Raw genomic sequence first — 15,517 nt, forward strand, 5'->3', positions numbered from 1 at the left:
TCATTTGTCTTAGTAACAATACATCGTAGAAAGGTATTTACAACGAAGTGCTTTTAGATCTGGAAATAAAAATGAAGGAGCTTGCTGATAGATGGAGGATATCTATCTTGGAATTTAATGGAGAGCATGATCATGTTTATTTGCTTGTTGACATGAATCCTTCGATACTGCCAAGTAAATTTATCAAAAACCTCAAAACCATTAGCTCAAAACACTAATCTGCTTATTTAAGTCAATTTTATTTTGGAACAAATGCTATGTGGCCAAGAGCTTACTGCCTAATTTCAGTTGGAGGTGCTTCTCTATCTGTTTTGAGAGAATATATAGAAAATCAAGATCGTCCGCTATAATGTTATTAAGATGTAGGCTTACATCTCCACCTAAACTCTTCGAGTTATAGGTGGAGAATTACGCCTATTTGTTAAAACCATGTTCTATAGCACTATTTTTTTAGATTTTTGTATCTATCACCCCATATAGGTGCGTATTTTGGACAACAATAAAAAAGGCAAGTTGATGTTATTAGCATCAACTTGCCCTTTATGTCTTTTTCTTCTGCTTAAGATCACATCTTAAACAAAGTTAAATTAGTCACGACCGTTTACGGACTTCTTTAACTCAGCACCAGCGGTGAAAGATGGGGTCTTGGAGGCAGGGATTTGGATAACTTCACCAGTCTTAGGGTTACGACCCTCACGAGACTTACGATCGGTTACCTTAAAAGTACCAAAGCCTACTAATTGAACACGATCGCCATTGCTTAAAGCCTCAGTGATGGTCTCTAACATAGCATCTAAAGCCTTGCGGGATTGACTTACTGGTAAATCAGAACGTCTAGCGATTTGGTCGATAAGTGCAGACTTATTCATATCGATATTATCCTTTCAATCAGACATACAGGTCATCTAATGACATATTTGATAACCGTTAATTTTTCTAGAATTTCACCACAAGAAAATATAAATATCAACATCATTTTACGAAAAAACGCTTATATAGCGGATTTGTCTTGTCCATTTGTGACCAGTGCCACCTTTTATTCACGTTTAAAAATGGCTTATTTATGCGATTTTCTTACGCTTGAACTACGACTTTAAGACCAGCTAATCACGTTCAAAAAATATTTTTGCTAAACCTACTTGAAATTTTCTTGCTAATTCCTTATATAAAGCCACTTTAGCACCAGTATTAAACAAAATACCAACAAATAGCACAGGGGCAAAAGCGCTTAATTAAGCAATTTGTTAAAACTTGCTCCTGAACGCTAATACGCATTATTTTAATTTGCATTTCTTGCACCTATTCCAAAGACCATTATTTGCTTACTTATTAAACACACCTATATCCACTGTATCTACTCTTATGAGCTAATTACCATTAGAGGCTATTTTGTTTTATGGCACTTATTTAAAGATTACTTATCTTTATCTTAAGCTTAGGCTAATGAGTGTTTATAAGAAAAAATAGCTACGTATTTAGGTTTATTAATTTAATTGATTATTATCTATACTTTGCTCTGTTGTAGATTTTTTGCCATATTTTAGCGCCTGATATGCACTAAACATGCTAAAATATGCCAGCTTTTTAGCTTAATTTAGGTTAATAATTTTTTAGTTTGTTAGTTTTTCTCTGGCATATTTAACTTATCTGCCTCATGTAAAAAGCTTTGTAGAACACAGATTTCATAATGTAAGTAATAGCTACTTAATGTTACTTATAACCCTTAGTTTTTGGTAAAAGTGAAGCTAAAAAGTTCACACCAAAATTATCCAACTTAACTTAGTTGGTATTAAATCATTCTTTAGCCCTGCCTTTGCGGGGCTTTGGTGTTAGATGCCAGCTATTTTTGTTCTTTACCTTTTGCGGAGCATTTAGGAATGCATTTATCTCGTCCTATCAAGAGAGCTTTGATTTCAGTATCTGATAAGAGTGACGTACTTGAGTTTGCCCAAGAATTATCAAAGCGCGGTGTTGAGATTTTATCAACAGGTGGTACTGCTAAGCTTTTAATGGACAATGGTGTACCAGTAATTGAAGTTTCTGATTACACCAAGTTCCCTGAGATGATGGATGGTCGTTTAAAGACCTTACACCCAATGATTCATGGTGGTATTTTAGGTCGTCGCGGCACTGATGAATCTGTAATGGAAGAGCACGGCATTAAGCCAATTGACTTAGTTTGCGTTAATCTCTACCCATTTGTTAAGACCACCTCTGATCCTAATTGCTCTTTAGAAAAGGCTATTGAGAATATCGATATTGGCGGCCCTACCATGGTTCGTGCTGCTGCCAAGAATCATAAAGATGTGGCTATCGTTGTTAATGCTTGTGATTACCCACGCATTATCGAAGAAATGGATCAAAACGAAGGTTCTTTAACCTATAAGACTCGTTTTGACTTAGCTATTGCAGCTTATGAGCACACTGCTGGCTATGATGGTGCTATTGCTAACTACTTTGGTACTATTGCCTCTGACTATGGTATTAAAGATGAGAGCGAGACTGGCACTCCAGTTATCACCAATAGCGGTGTAGATTTACAAAAGCGCTCTTTCCCACGCACCTTAAACTTACAGTTTGTTAAGCTCCAAGGCATGCGCTATGGCGAAAACCCACACCAAAAGGCTGCTTTCTACAAGGATCTTTCCTTAACCAATGCCTCTATTGCTACTGCTGTTCAATTCCAAGGCAAGGAACTTTCTTACAACAACATCGCTGATACTGATGCAGCTATTGAGTGTGTACGTGAGTTCTTAGAGGAGCCATGCTGTGTAATTGTTAAGCATGCTAATCCTTGCGGCGTAGCCTTAGCTGATAACTTAACTGACGCTTATATCAAGGCTTTTGAGGCCGATAGCGAGTCTGCTTTTGGTGGCATTATCGCCTTTAACCGTGAGCTTGATGGCAAGACTGCTCAGGCCATTATCGATCGCCAATTCTGTGAAGTTATTGTTGCTCCAAGCGTAACTGAGGAAGCTAAGCAAGTTGTTAGCGCTAAGAAGAATATCCGCCTCTTAGCTATCGGTGACATGACTGAGCGTAATGACCGTTACGACTTTAAGCGTGTTAACGGCGGCCTCTTAGTTCAAGACGCTGATTTAGTAAATGTTAAGCGTGAAGACCTCAAGGTAGTAACTGAGCGTGCTCCATCTGATGAGGAGTTAGATGAGTTACTCTTTGCTTGGCGTGTATGTAAGTACACCAAGTCAAACGCCATTGTTTATACCAACAATAAGCGTACCTTAGGTATTGGTTGCGGTCAGACCTCACGTGTATTCTCTGCCCGTATTGCTACTATTCGTGCTGAAGACGCTAAGCTCTCCTTAGAAGGTTCAGCACTTGCCTCTGATGCATTCTTCCCATTCCGTGATGGTGTTGATGCTGCTGCCAAGGCAGGCGTTAAGTGCATTATTCAGCCAGGTGGTTCTATCCGTGACGAGGAAGTTATCCAGGCTGCAAATGAGCATGGTATTGCCATGGTATTCACTGGTGTACGTCACTTCCGTCACTAGTTTTAAAGCTTAACTAAGCCCAAAGGCCTAACTATCACTTTTAGTTAGGCCCTTAACCATGCTAATAGCTTTGGTTAAACGTCGGTAATACAACTTTAAGGATAAGATCATGAAGGTTTTAGTTGTTGGTAATGGCGGTCGTGAGCATGCTTTAGCATGGCGTGCTGCTCAATCTCCTCTTGCTGATATCGTATATGTTGCCCCAGGTAACCCAGGTACCAAGACAGAAAACAAAATTGAAAATGTAGACATTAATGTCACTGATATTAATGCTTTAGTTGAGTTTGCTAAAAAGGCTTCTATTGATCTTACTATTGTTGGCCCTGAGGCTCCTTTAGTAGCTGGTTTAGTTGATGCATTCAAAGCCGCTAAATTGCGTGTCTTTGGCCCATCTCAAGCAGGTGCTCAACTTGAGGGTTCTAAGTCTTTTACTAAAGACTTCTTAAAGCGTCACAACATTCCAACTGCCGCCTATGAGGTATTTACTAAGGTAGATGATGCTATTGCTTATATTGAAAAGCAGGGCGCTCCTATTGTAATTAAGGCTGACGGCTTAGCTGCTGGTAAGGGCGTAGTAGTTGCTATGACCAAGGAAGAAGCCATTGACGCTGTTAAGTCCATGCTTGAGGACAATGCCTTTGGTGATGCTGGTGCACGTGTAGTTATTGAAGAGTTCATGCAAGGTGAAGAGGCTTCATTCATCGTAATGTCTGACTCTATCAATGCTGTACCAATGGCTACCTCACAAGATCATAAGCGTGTTGGTGATGGCGATACAGGTCCAAACACTGGTGGTATGGGTGCTTACTCCCCAGCTCCAATCGTAACTCACGATGTTTATCAGAAAGTTATGGAGCGCATTATTGAGCCTACCATTAAGGGCATGGCTGATGATGGCATTCCATACTTTGGCTTCCTCTATGCTGGCTTAATGATTGATGACAATGGCGATCCTCGTGTAGTTGAGTTCAACTGCCGCTTTGGTGACCCAGAGACTCAGCCAATCATGTTACGTATGACCTCTGACTTAGTAGACTTATGTTACAAAGGCTGTGAGGCTGGTGGCTTAGAGGGCAAGACCTGCTCTTACAATCCAAATCCTGCTGTAGGTATTGTTTTAGCTGCTGAGGGCTATCCACAAGATCCACGCAAGGGTGATGAAATCAATGGTCTTGATGCTCAATTACCTGATTATGGCAAGGTATTCCAAGCAGGCACTAAAGAAGTTGATGGCAAAGTAGTAACCAATGGCGGTCGTGTTCTTTGCGTAACTGCTATGGGTGGGGACATTGCTGAGGCAACCGCCCGCGCTTATGCATTAACTAAGAATATTAACTTTAAGGGCATGTTCTACCGTAAAGACATTGCTCACCGTGCTTTAGAGCGCTTAGAGAAGAAATAATATTCTTTTATAATTTCATCTATTGATAAAAGCCCGCACTTGCGGGCTTTTTTCGTGTTTTTATAGGCAAAAAGATCTAAGCTAGACATCATTAAGCTGTATTGATTAGTAATCATACACTTAATATCCATGCTCATTACCTTACCCTTTGAGCCAGTCAAACACTTTTACAGATTAAGCATTTATCAGCTTTTAGTTTTGCTCCCCTCAACTATTGTGGTAGCATCACAGCCCAATTCTGTTACTTTTTTTGGAGACCACTGCATAGCTCTCTTATTTAAAGATTTTTTTCACTAATTATGACCAGCACAAAATCATAAAGTCATCGCCCGCTCAAGCCCAAGCCAAAGCCAAAGCTTAGGCCCATGCTCGGGCTCTAGCCCGAGCTAAAGCTCGAGCACAGCTCTAGCCCTAGCCCCTGCTCTTGCAGGCGCAAGAGCTACTACTAAGCTACGCTATACAGCACCCCATGACTGCATGGCATCTGTGCACACAGATCCAAGCCTATGCGCAAGTGAAGCATAAGCTGCCTTAGCAGCTTCTTGTGCGTATGCATAAGCTATCCAGGATAATGCAGGAGCTTAATAGGGATGGGTAATTTTGTAAGTCAAAACTTAGTGAAAGGACTCTTCATTAAGACCCCTTATGCACAGTAATTTTATGGATCAAAGCGCTATTATTGACCAAATTATTGTATTTGCCTTTACCTTTACCGCCAATCTCTTTGCCTCTGTATCAGGAGGCGGTGCGGGTTTTGTGCAATTTCCTTTACTTATTTTAATGGGATTACCTTTTGCAACTGCCTTAGGTACTCATAAAGTAGCTGTAGTGTTCCTTGGTATTGGAGCTCTGGCTAAGAAAAAGAGCAACAAATTCGCTATTGATAAGACCATTGGCTTGGTAATGCTCTTAGTAGGCTGTCCTGCTGTAGTAGCAGGAACTTTGATTGTAATTAATGTTCCAACTAAAGCTGCTGAAATTACCGTAGGTCTGGTCACTATTGCTATGGGTATTTACACTCTGTTAAAGAAAGGCTTTGGCTCTAAGGGTGTAGAACATATTTCTAAAACACGCTTTGCCATTGGTGTATTGCTGATTGTTTTAGTGGGACTATTTTCAGGCTCTTTATCATCAGGTGCAGGATTGTTTTCAACTCTCACCTTAACTTTAGTCTTTGGCTTAGAGTTAAAAAGAGCTATCTACCATACCATGGTATTTGTAGCTACTATTTGGAATGCGGTGGGAGCTATTACTGTAGGCGCAGTGACATCCATTCATTGGCAATGGATTCCAGCGATGATTGTGGCTGCTTTCTTAGGAGCATTCTTAGGTACTGCTCTATTATTAAAAATGCCTACTGAAAAAGTACGTATTGTCTTCTCTATGGTTGCTATTTTAAGTGGCGTACTTTTAATGTATACCGCCCTAAAATAAGCATTACTCCTCTCTTTGCTTAAAGCTAAAAGCTAGCGTTAAGCAAAGAGAGTATTATGGTATTACTTATTCTCTTCTTGAGCTTTAGCCTGAGCAGCAACGGTAGCTCTGATATTTAAAATTCTTAAACCAATAATAAGGCGATCTTCACTCTTAAAGCGCAATTCTAATTTCTCACCCGCCTTAGCAAGATCTCCCATTAAAAACTCATATTTACGCTCATCCATATCGTCGGCATAGCGATCATTAAATCTTAATAAGAAATCTGTAGTAGCATCAATCTTAGGCATGACACGATGGGCAATGGATAAGGATCGGCTAGATGATTTTTCTAAAAGCTCAACAATTTTAGGATATAAATCGAAATGACCATGAGAGATATAGTCTACTAAATGCTCACAAAAAGCTGTAATAGCCTCAGGAGAAGGACGATCTTGTGCAGTATCAGTTAGATCATCGTGTTCAGGAGCCTTTAGTAAATTCATGTATTTAAGAACTAATTCTTGGCGAGATTTAATCATCTCATTAATCCAAGCATAGCGCTCTTCAACTTCCTGCAAGGTAGTATTAAAACCACCAATAGTTTTAGCACCCATAATAATCTCCATAAACTCACCCAAATAAAAGCTTGTAGTAAGCTCATATAACTAAACCATACCAGAACATAAATCTTTCACTATTGGTATTGAGTCAAGTTTAAGATACTAATCACAAATTTGCGATGCTACCTCTTAATACCATAGCCCCCATAGGGAACTATAGATTAATTGAGGCCTAACTAAGCATGCTTAAGTCTAATCTTAGCAATTATTTAGTCTTTTTGGGCAATTAAAGAGTCTTGATATAGTTCTTTTTTGAACAAGGCTACATTGCTATCAAAACGTTGACGGTTCTTCTTAGCAATTGTGATATCCTCGTTAGATGGCAGTGTCACTCTCATAGCATTTACAGGGCGACCATTATGACGTAATTCATAATGTAAGTGCGGGCCAGTAGAAATACCTGTATTGCCAGAACGAGCAATTACCTGACCAATCTTTACATTGTCACCTTGCTTAACTAAGAGCTTAGAGTTATGCATATAAACAGTTGAATAACTACCACGATGGCGAATGACAATATAATAGCCAGCTGTACGTGAGTACTTGGCAATTTCTACTACGCCATCAGCAGGGGAGACAATAGGAGTACCTACACGTACTGCAAAGTCAGTTCCATTATGTGGTCTTACCCTGCCTGTTACTGGATGGCGGCGAGTTGGATTAAAGTGCGAAGAAATAACTACCTTGCCATCAATAGGGAAACGACGGAAAGTTGAACTAGCAGAGTTATAACCACGCTCATCATAGTAGTTGTCATCAAGCTCATTACGATAAGCAGCCAAAGTACCTACTTTCTTTAGCTTTAACTCAATAGCATTGATCTTGCCGTTACCCTTATCCTCAGAGAATAAAACACGTAAAGTGTCTCCTGGCTGTAAATGGCGGGTAAATTGGACACGGCCTTTAAAGAGATCGGTAATTTTACGGATCTCGTTATAAGTTAATCCTGCATCATGGGCAGCAGTAGAGAAACTATCACCTGCGTTAATAGTAGCAACTACTAAGCGACCACGCTTTTTATAGGCAGGAGCCTCTTGTGAGTCTAATAAAGGACGTGCAGAGCCATCGCTATCAATTACTACAATGTGTGAGCCATTAGGTTCTCTTTTAACGCTAAAAGCTAACTTAGAGATATCATCACGAGTAAAATGCCACTGCTCGTCACTGTCAATTTGCTTAATAAAGCCAATCAGATTGTTATTAGCGTCAAAACTAAAATAAAGCTTATTACCTGGACGGATATTAGCAATAGAATCTCCCGCCTCAGGATCTTGGGATAAAGACTGTAGTACAGCGTATGGGATATTCATATCAGAGAAAATAGAGCTTAAAGTATCTCCTCTTTGAATTTCCTCAGCTGTCCACTTTTGCATCATAGCAGGAGTAAGATTGCTACCATCTTGAGTAGCAAGTTCATTTAAAGACTGCTCTAAAGCTGATTCATCAGTAAGGCTTAAAGCACCGCTTAAATCGTCCTCATCATAGTTTTCCATAGAGCCTAACTCACCTTGAGTAAAGACATCTTGGTTATTGTTATTATCAGATAAAACTACATCACGAGAAGAAGCTGGCAGTTCGCTATCATTGGTAAGTAAAATGTCGGTCAAGGAACGAGTAGGATCAATCATTTCCTCGTAGACATTTTCGTCAGTAATTTCGCCAAATATAGGGGAAGTTTGGCTAGAGGCAGTGGTAGTAACTACTTCTGTTTGTGGTAACACAAAATATAAAGCACTAGCTAAAAATACAGTGCTAGAAATAGCAACAACATGTTGTTTAGAAAGTGGGTATTTACTGGCAGATAAGTCGTCTTGATAGATATAGTCTTCAGTATGCATTTTTAACCAAATGTAATGACTACACCAATAGCGCCGTTCTTTCCCTATATTTCTCCCCTATCGTATAAATTAAGTCATAGTTAAATACTATGATTTAATTGATCCCAATCAATACTTATTTACTATGATAAACAAGCCAAGCAAAGATAAGGCTACGACTTTAAGAACAATATGTGAAAAAGCATCACGCCTGATGCTGATGAATCCAATGCTACTACGGTAGCATGCCACAAAAATGTTAAGGTATAGGACATAAATTAGAAAAGCAAGAAACAGGTGCCATCTTGTCTCACCTTAGTTGGTAAGACGAACAAAATGAACAAAAGTTCCATATTTTTCTATCTATTTTAAGGTTTAAATACTTATCAGCCCCCAACCAAGCCTCAAAGTACCCCATAACTATCCATCACTTACAATCACCATCAATCGCTCATCGCCAATACTGCCATCATCACCAAGCAGCTTATAGCCAAGTACCTTATGTCTTAGCGCTAGCGCAGCTTATGCGCCTATTGTGTAGCAACGCTCGATGCTAGATGCTCGACGCTGTCTAGTGCTTAGACACAATGCGGCACAGCGCAGCGCAATACAGCGCAGCTTGGCTGCTTTGCAAAGCAATAACCAGCACGGCTAAGCAGGGCTTAGAGCGGTAATTTCATGGTCAATGATTAATGATCTAAGGTTGTAATAATTATGATTAAGGCACAGCCACAATTAGACACAAAACAACTAAATTTAAGATAAAGAATCTGACAAATTACTTATTTTAGACAGTTGGTCTTATTCGCACCTTATATAGCTTTATTGTGCGTGAAAATGGAATTAAATTCCACTACCAAAGCAAAAAATCTTATGAAATTTGCTTAAAAGGCACACCAACAAAAAGGCCTCTTACATAAATTAATATGTAGAGGCCTTTAATTACGATTCTAATAAGATCCTAAAGATAGTTATCACACATCTGCTTTAGCTCATCAACACGTTTAACGAGCATCTCCAAATTTATAGATCCGACATTAAGGACAGCCATGGAGCCGCCGTCATAACCTGCTAAATTGACGCGAGCATCACGGTACTTAATCCAAGCTCTCTGTGCCTCTTTTAATAAATTGGCATGCTCAGGATCAAGACCTCTCATGAGTTGCTTGTAGTACACATTTAGCATGGCATCTTGGCGCTCTTCCTCTAAAGTCATACAGTTAAGCATATCGGCAGTTACACCATTGGTAGCTTCCAGACACTTCTCATAGTCTTGAGAATAATCAGCATGAGCGTTAAGAGAAACTAAAGACAAGCCTAAAGTTAAGGCTAAAGCAAATTTTTTCACTGACATAGACTTTAATCCAATGATACAGTTAGGGCCAACAGCATTACCTTATTAGCCCAATGGATGAAATATAGCTGAGCAAAAAACACAGCTATGCCATGTCACTTAAAGTAAGATCTTATAATTAAGACTTATTTAAGGTAGTCTTTGCACATTTGCTCTAATTCTTCGGCACGATCCTTGGTCATCTCCATAAGAGTTCTAGTGCTATTAATAGCATTAGCGCCACCTAAAGAATCAGCAAATGGTAAAGAAGCATCACGATAGATAATCCATGCTCTTTGAGCGTCCTTGAGAAGCTTAGCCTGCTCAGGAGTTAAACCTTTGCTTAATTTATTGTAATAGTGATTGAGCATTGCATCTTGATACACACTCTCGGAAGTAACACAAACAACTTCTTTTGCACTAATACCTTGAGCGGCCTCTAAGCATCTTTCATAATTGCCTGAATATGCGGCATGAGCTGGTAAAGAGCCAGCAGCTAAACATAAGGTTACGGTTGCCAACAGATGCTTCATCTGCATAAGTCACTACTCCTTTAATTCCTAAATTTTAATGATACCAAGACTTGTGCTTATGCGCTTTAAATGACAACTTATTTCCTCGATTCATCTAAAACACAACCCTATTGATTACTTCCATAAATAGGAGCGAAAAGTTAAATAATTCCTTGCCCTACCATATGTCAGAAATTAATCTTGATACTCCTGAATTTTTTCAGGCTCCTATATTTTAGCCTTTTTAAGAGCTAATGTAGATATGTAGCACTAATAAGTTTGACTAAACCCTATTTATTTGTTTTTTTAGCTCATCTGTAAATACAACTTAGTTGCCAGAATTACTACATGATTTGAGCCCATCAATATCATACTAATCAGCTATAATATTTTATAAGTTTTGTTTCTTTGATCGAGGTGTAATGTGATTTTTGGTGAAAAATTTTACCCAATGCTTAAAAAGATGCCACCATGGCGTCATAGTCTTTTTGCCTTGGTTTTAGCAACACGCTCCTATTCTAACTTTGCTTTATGGTGTGAAGTTAAACAAGTCCAAGGTCGTACTGAGTTTTTAAATGCTCTCAAGCAATGCTGGAGCTATCACTACGACAAGTTTAACCATATCGATTTGGAAGCTGCCTTTGATCAAGTTGAGCCTTACTTACCTTTAGAGCTTGAAGACTATACTGAGGGTGATAGCTTTGCTTTTGATGTGGCTGTGATGCTTGATGTAGCCTTATCCTCTGTGCCTATGAGCTCCAAAAATGCTCAAGATGCCTCTCAGGCATCTATGGCAAGTGTCATTCGCTTATGTGAAAACAACTATCCTGACCAAGAGCTTGATGAGGATAGCCTAATAGAGCTTGAGGACATTCAAAACGAGCTTAAATACCAAATCGATCTTATGTATAAGGTTATGGAGCCTCGCTCTGAGGAAAATATCAAAGCTCTCCTTCAATTTGCGCTCGAACCAGGTCTTAGCAATATTGGACTAGAAAACGAGCTTACTTTTGAGGACTTTAGCTCCTGTTTTGTCATTGATACCACCCCAAAGGGCCCATCAAGCAAGGACAATCACCCATCTAATAGCAGCCGCCATGATGCCTATGCCAAAGGCAAGGGCCAAGGCTACGCTCAGGCCCAGGGCCATAGCCAGGGTCAGGGAAATGCCCAAGTGCCAGAGGAGGCCAAGGGCGAGGCTATTGATGAGGCCTTGTTAAATTTAGATCCTTTTGATTTGGAGGCTGATATTGAGCTGGTAGAGGCTAGCGATAGTAATAGCGCTAGCGAAAGCGGCGAACCAAGCCGTCCTTGCGTGTATGGTAAGGTAGATAAATCAGCTCACAAAGGGCGTAAAAATGGTTCAAAAGAGTCTAAGGCTAAAGCTTATGGTGCTAAAGGCAAGAAAGACTTTAAAAAGCCTTACTCTAAGCAGCGTCACGCACGAGTTTTTACCTCTAAAGGCTCTGAAAACTAGTATTTATCGCATTGTTACTGACACTTTAGATTAAAGTGTAAGTTTATGCAAAAATTTACAGTCAAGTTGTTTGTTTTGGGATCTTTATAGCTAGCAATATTTTTAAAATAGTTCTAAACTATTGCGGAAATATTTAAGCAATATATCTAGAATATAGGGCTTATTTGTTCTTAGAAACAACGATAATAGTTGCTTTTAGAACTTAATCTCACAAGCTGGAGCTAAAGCATTATTATCCTTGGCTTATATTATTTAAACTAGCAGTTGCGCCAATTACTGTGCTCTTGTCTATCCTAGACATAGTTTTGACAAGGTTTTGTATATTTTATATTGCGTAATTACTACATGTTTTTAAGCAATGGTTTAAGAGGTTGAAGGAAACTCTATTATGGAGCGCCGTAAATACTCTCGTGTAGCCCTCGATCTAGAAGGCACTTTACAATCTGAAGTTCAAAAGAAGAACTACATGGTATTAGTCCATGACCTTTCTTTAAAGGGTGCTTTTGTTGAGCTTCGTAACTTTGAAGCAGACCCACATTTCTTTAAAGGTCAAAAGTACCAATTAACTGTTGCGCTACAAGCTACTACTAAAATTGTGATGATGATGACTTGTCGTCACGTTATTGGTAAGAAGCTAGGTTTAGAGTGTGATCGTATTGATCCTGAGTCCATTTCCAATTTACGCCGTTTAGTGGAAATGAACGTCGGTCGCTCTGATGTCCTTGGCCGTGAGCTTAATGTATTAATGCATAATGATTAATATTTTGGCTCCTTTTAGCTTGTGCCAAAAGCCAGACAATTGTCTGGCTTTTGCTTTATGGGCCCTAGTAAAAATCTCACCAGGCACAGACCTTATTCAGCCCTAGCGCTAATAAGCGCAGCGCATCACAGGCTATGCAGCTTAAGCTACATAGCCTGTGCTGTATAGTGCGTAGTCGAGCTAAACCAAGTCGACCAGCTCTTGGATGTTTTTAACGGCTACAACTTCCATGTTGCCAATTTTATTTTTATTGCGAGGGGCATTATCAAAAGGCACGATGGCTCTAGTGAAACCCTGCTTTTCAGCCTCATTTAAACGCTCTAGTCCAGATTGTACTGGTCTAATCTCACCTGTTAAACCAATTTCTCCAAAAGCTAAGGTGGTTCTATCAATAGGTCTTTCGGTAAAGGATGATAAGAGCGCCAAAATTAATGGCACATCACCACTGGTACCTTCAATTTTGACACCACCTACTACGTTCACAAACACATCTTGGTCGGCTAATTGAATGCCAGCATGACGGTGCAATACTGATAAGAGCATTGACAGACGATTAGCGTCAGTACCTAAAGATAAACGACGAGGGTTGCCATATTGTGAGATATCAACTAAGCACTGCAACTCAACTAATAAAGGTCTAGTACCCTCCCAAATACAGGTAGCTAAAGAGCCTGGTGCTACTTTTTCTTGTCTATTCAAAAAGATAGCTGAAGGGTTTTTAATTTCATGCAGACCCTTATCGGTCATAGCAAACACACCGATCTCATTTACGGCACCAAAACGATTTTTATGGCAGCGTAAAGTTCTAAAGCGCATATCATTGCCAGCTTCTAATAACACTGAACAGTCAACGCAGTGCTCTAAGACCTTAGGGCCAGCTAAGCTACCCTCTTTGGTTACGTGACCTACTAAAAACACAGCAATACCTGTACGCTTGGCAAATTGGGTCAATGCTGCTGCTGCCTCTCTTACTTGAGATACTGAGCCAGGAGCACTATCAACATCATTAACATGCATTACTTGAATAGAGTCAACCACCAATACAACTGGCTTTTCATTCATTGCAAGAGCAATGATGTTATCAATCGAGGTTTCAGCACCAATACGTACATTTTGGGTTGGTAGTCCTAAACGAGCCGCTCTTAGCGCCACCTGCTCTAAAGACTCCTCACCTGTGATATATAAAACTTTAGTAGTATCTGAGAGCTTACATACCGTTTGCAATAATAAGGTTGATTTACCAGCACCTGGATTGCCACCAATCAACACCACAGAACCAGGAACAATACCACCGCCTAAAACACGATCAAACTCACTATAACCACTAGGAACACGAGGCGTTTGGGCAATGGCTACATTAGAAAGATTTTCCACCTTACCATCGGCTACACCTGCAAAACCACCTAAAGATCTGGCAACAGAACGCTCTGACTTTGGCCCTGACAGCTTGAGCTCCTCAATAGTATTCCACTCTCCACAAGCCTTACACTGTCCTTGCCAACGAGAATATTCAGCACCACATTCACTGCAAACATAAACAGTCTTTGTTTTAGCCATGATATCTACCTATCCTGATCTTGCCTTTATCGACTTTCAAATACTGACATTAGCACTATTGATACATTTTTTCTACATATTTATCTCAATAAGATTAAAAATAATTTTTCTAAATATCTTGCTAAAAATGGATCCCTAGCTCACTTAATAGCTCAAAACAGGAGTAAAATATGCACGTTTATCTGTTGTTGATAATAGTCCCATTATGGACAATGCTTTTACCATCGATTTAAAACAGTTTGATCCAAGCAAACCTATTAGCAATATAGCCACTCTGCTTAGTACATTATATTCACTGTTCAAATATTATTTGCCATTGTTGAATTGATAGTCAAAAGCCATATCAACTTTCAAATCCCATAAGGTCTACTCAATTCTTTTGATCAATAGCCGATAGACAACTAAACAGGCTATTAGCCTTTAGTTAAGCTTTTATTTACCTTTAATTGATAATTACTATCTAGCTTAAATTAGAAAAATCTCTTTCATGTTAGTATTGTTATTTAGCTAGAACTTGCGCTCTTAATGCGCTCGTAAAAATTTTTATTGCTGTTGTTAAGATAATAGGACACCCCGATGCTCACGGAAAAACAGATTGAACTAGTTAAAAGCTCTGTTCCTTTTTTACAAGAACATGGTGTAGAAATTACCTCCATCATGTACAGCCAGATGCTAGCTAACAATCCAGAGCTCCGACAGATTTTTAACCAAGGACACCAGCGTACAGGTAGACAACAGATCTCCTTAGCTGCTGCAGTTTTAGCTTATGCTCAAAACATTGAAAACCCAATTGTTCTTTTCAATGCTGTTAAGCACATTGCCAGCAAGCACGTATCCTTAAATATTCGCGCCGAACACTATCCTATTGTAGGCAAGCACTTACTTGATGCTATTGAAAAGGTCTTAGGAGATAAGGCTAATGATGAGATTTTAGATGCTTGGGCAGAAGCTTATGCTCAATTAGCAGAGATTTTAATTAAGACTGAGTCTGAGCTTTATGAAGACTGCGCTAACTCTGTTGGTGGTTGGTCTGGCTGGCGTAGCTTTAGAATTTCCAACAAGAAAAAGGAAACTGAAGATGTTACCAGCTTCATTTTAGAGCCTGTTGATG

At 39.4% G+C, this 15,517-nt stretch carries 12 protein-coding genes; 6 read left to right on the plus strand and 6 right to left on the minus strand.

The genetic code is table 11. The features are described from left to right. Positions 1–587: 587 nt before the first annotated feature. Positions 588–869 carry an HU family DNA-binding protein gene (locus tag MXE38_RS10675; protein ID WP_246914594.1) on the minus strand — a complete coding sequence of 94 codons (282 nt, stop codon included), beginning with the start codon at positions 867–869 and terminating at the stop codon, positions 588–590. A gap of 1,008 nt (positions 870–1,877) precedes the next feature. Between MXE38_RS10675 and purH the strand changes: the two genes are divergently transcribed. The 3 genes from purH (at position 1,878) to MXE38_RS10690 (ending at position 6,348) form a co-directional block, all read left to right on the plus strand. After that, complete coding sequence (purH, locus tag MXE38_RS10680; protein WP_246914596.1) at positions 1,878–3,512, plus strand: bifunctional phosphoribosylaminoimidazolecarboxamide formyltransferase/IMP cyclohydrolase; 1,635 nt, start codon at positions 1,878–1,880, stop codon at positions 3,510–3,512. 109 nt (positions 3,513–3,621) lie between these two features. Beyond that, on the plus strand, positions 3,622–4,914 hold the full coding sequence (gene purD / locus MXE38_RS10685) for a phosphoribosylamine--glycine ligase (RefSeq protein WP_246914598.1): 1,293 nt from the start codon (positions 3,622–3,624) through the stop codon (positions 4,912–4,914). A 660-nt stretch (positions 4,915–5,574) separates the two neighbouring features. Further along, on the plus strand, positions 5,575–6,348 hold the full coding sequence (locus tag MXE38_RS10690; RefSeq protein ID WP_246914600.1) for a sulfite exporter TauE/SafE family protein: 774 nt from the start codon (positions 5,575–5,577) through the stop codon (positions 6,346–6,348). A 62-nt stretch (positions 6,349–6,410) separates the two neighbouring features. Here the strand turns inward: MXE38_RS10690 and MXE38_RS10695 are convergent, their stop codons facing one another. The 4 genes from MXE38_RS10695 to MXE38_RS10710 all read right to left on the minus strand — a co-directional run bounded on the left by MXE38_RS10695 (position 6,411) and on the right by MXE38_RS10710 (position 10,639). Beyond that, the gene (locus MXE38_RS10695) at positions 6,411–6,956 is read right to left on the minus strand and encodes an Rsd/AlgQ family anti-sigma factor (protein WP_246914602.1); all 546 of its coding nucleotides are present in this window, start codon (positions 6,954–6,956) and stop codon (positions 6,411–6,413) included. 203 nt (positions 6,957–7,159) lie between these two features. Continuing rightward, positions 7,160–8,788: a peptidoglycan DD-metalloendopeptidase family protein gene (locus MXE38_RS10700; RefSeq protein ID WP_246914604.1), complete on the minus strand. Its 1,629-nt coding sequence runs from the start codon at positions 8,786–8,788 to the stop codon at positions 7,160–7,162. Between the two features lie 940 nt (positions 8,789–9,728). Beyond that, complete coding sequence (locus MXE38_RS10705) at positions 9,729–10,121, minus strand: lysozyme inhibitor LprI family protein (RefSeq protein ID WP_246914606.1); 393 nt, start codon at positions 10,119–10,121, stop codon at positions 9,729–9,731. Positions 10,122–10,246: 125 nt separating this feature from the next. Beyond that, positions 10,247–10,639 (minus strand): lysozyme inhibitor LprI family protein, encoded by a 393-nt coding sequence (locus MXE38_RS10710; RefSeq protein ID WP_246914608.1) that lies wholly within the window; start codon positions 10,637–10,639, stop codon positions 10,247–10,249. Positions 10,640–11,063: 424 nt separating this feature from the next. On the opposite strand from MXE38_RS10710, the gene MXE38_RS10715 reads away from it, so the two are divergent. Both MXE38_RS10715 and MXE38_RS10720 read left to right on the plus strand, forming a co-directional pair. Beyond that, positions 11,064–12,089: a DUF416 family protein gene (locus MXE38_RS10715; protein ID WP_281503201.1), complete on the plus strand. Its 1,026-nt coding sequence runs from the start codon at positions 11,064–11,066 to the stop codon at positions 12,087–12,089. A gap of 388 nt (positions 12,090–12,477) precedes the next feature. After that, positions 12,478–12,849, plus strand: coding sequence for a PilZ domain-containing protein (locus MXE38_RS10720; RefSeq protein WP_246914612.1), 372 nt, complete (start codon positions 12,478–12,480; stop codon positions 12,847–12,849). Between the two features lie 180 nt (positions 12,850–13,029). Here the strand turns inward: MXE38_RS10720 and radA are convergent, their stop codons facing one another. Further along, a complete protein-coding gene (gene radA, locus MXE38_RS10725) occupies positions 13,030–14,406 on the minus strand; it encodes a DNA repair protein RadA (RefSeq protein ID WP_246914614.1) in 1,377 nt (458 codons plus the stop codon). A 576-nt stretch (positions 14,407–14,982) separates the two neighbouring features. Here radA and MXE38_RS10730 point away from each other — a divergent pair. Next, the coding region (locus MXE38_RS10730; RefSeq protein WP_246914616.1) for a globin domain-containing protein at positions 14,983–15,517 on the plus strand (535 nt) is incomplete at its 3' end.

The organism is Anaerobiospirillum sp. NML120448, from assembly GCF_023050945.1.
Classification (GTDB): domain Bacteria; phylum Pseudomonadota; class Gammaproteobacteria; order Enterobacterales; family Succinivibrionaceae; genus Anaerobiospirillum.

What these genes read in the sequence shown, in the direction of transcription:
- MXE38_RS10675 (WP_246914594.1), bottom strand. Translation starts at nt 869, where the DNA reads ATGAATAAGTCTGCACTTATCGACCAAATCGCTAGACGTTCTGATTTA.
- purH (WP_246914596.1), top strand. Translation starts at nt 1,878, where the DNA reads ATGCATTTATCTCGTCCTATCAAGAGAGCTTTGATTTCAGTATCTGAT.
- purD (WP_246914598.1), top strand. Translation starts at nt 3,622, where the DNA reads ATGAAGGTTTTAGTTGTTGGTAATGGCGGTCGTGAGCATGCTTTAGCA.
- MXE38_RS10690 (WP_246914600.1), top strand. Translation starts at nt 5,575, where the DNA reads ATGGATCAAAGCGCTATTATTGACCAAATTATTGTATTTGCCTTTACC.
- MXE38_RS10695 (WP_246914602.1), bottom strand. Translation starts at nt 6,956, where the DNA reads ATGGAGATTATTATGGGTGCTAAAACTATTGGTGGTTTTAATACTACC.
- MXE38_RS10700 (WP_246914604.1), bottom strand. Translation starts at nt 8,788, where the DNA reads ATGCATACTGAAGACTATATCTATCAAGACGACTTATCTGCCAGTAAA.
- MXE38_RS10705 (WP_246914606.1), bottom strand. Translation starts at nt 10,121, where the DNA reads ATGTCAGTGAAAAAATTTGCTTTAGCCTTAACTTTAGGCTTGTCTTTA.
- MXE38_RS10710 (WP_246914608.1), bottom strand. Translation starts at nt 10,639, where the DNA reads ATGCAGATGAAGCATCTGTTGGCAACCGTAACCTTATGTTTAGCTGCT.
- MXE38_RS10715 (WP_281503201.1), top strand. Translation starts at nt 11,064, where the DNA reads ATGCTTAAAAAGATGCCACCATGGCGTCATAGTCTTTTTGCCTTGGTT.
- MXE38_RS10720 (WP_246914612.1), top strand. Translation starts at nt 12,478, where the DNA reads ATGGAGCGCCGTAAATACTCTCGTGTAGCCCTCGATCTAGAAGGCACT.
- radA (WP_246914614.1), bottom strand. Translation starts at nt 14,406, where the DNA reads ATGGCTAAAACAAAGACTGTTTATGTTTGCAGTGAATGTGGTGCTGAA.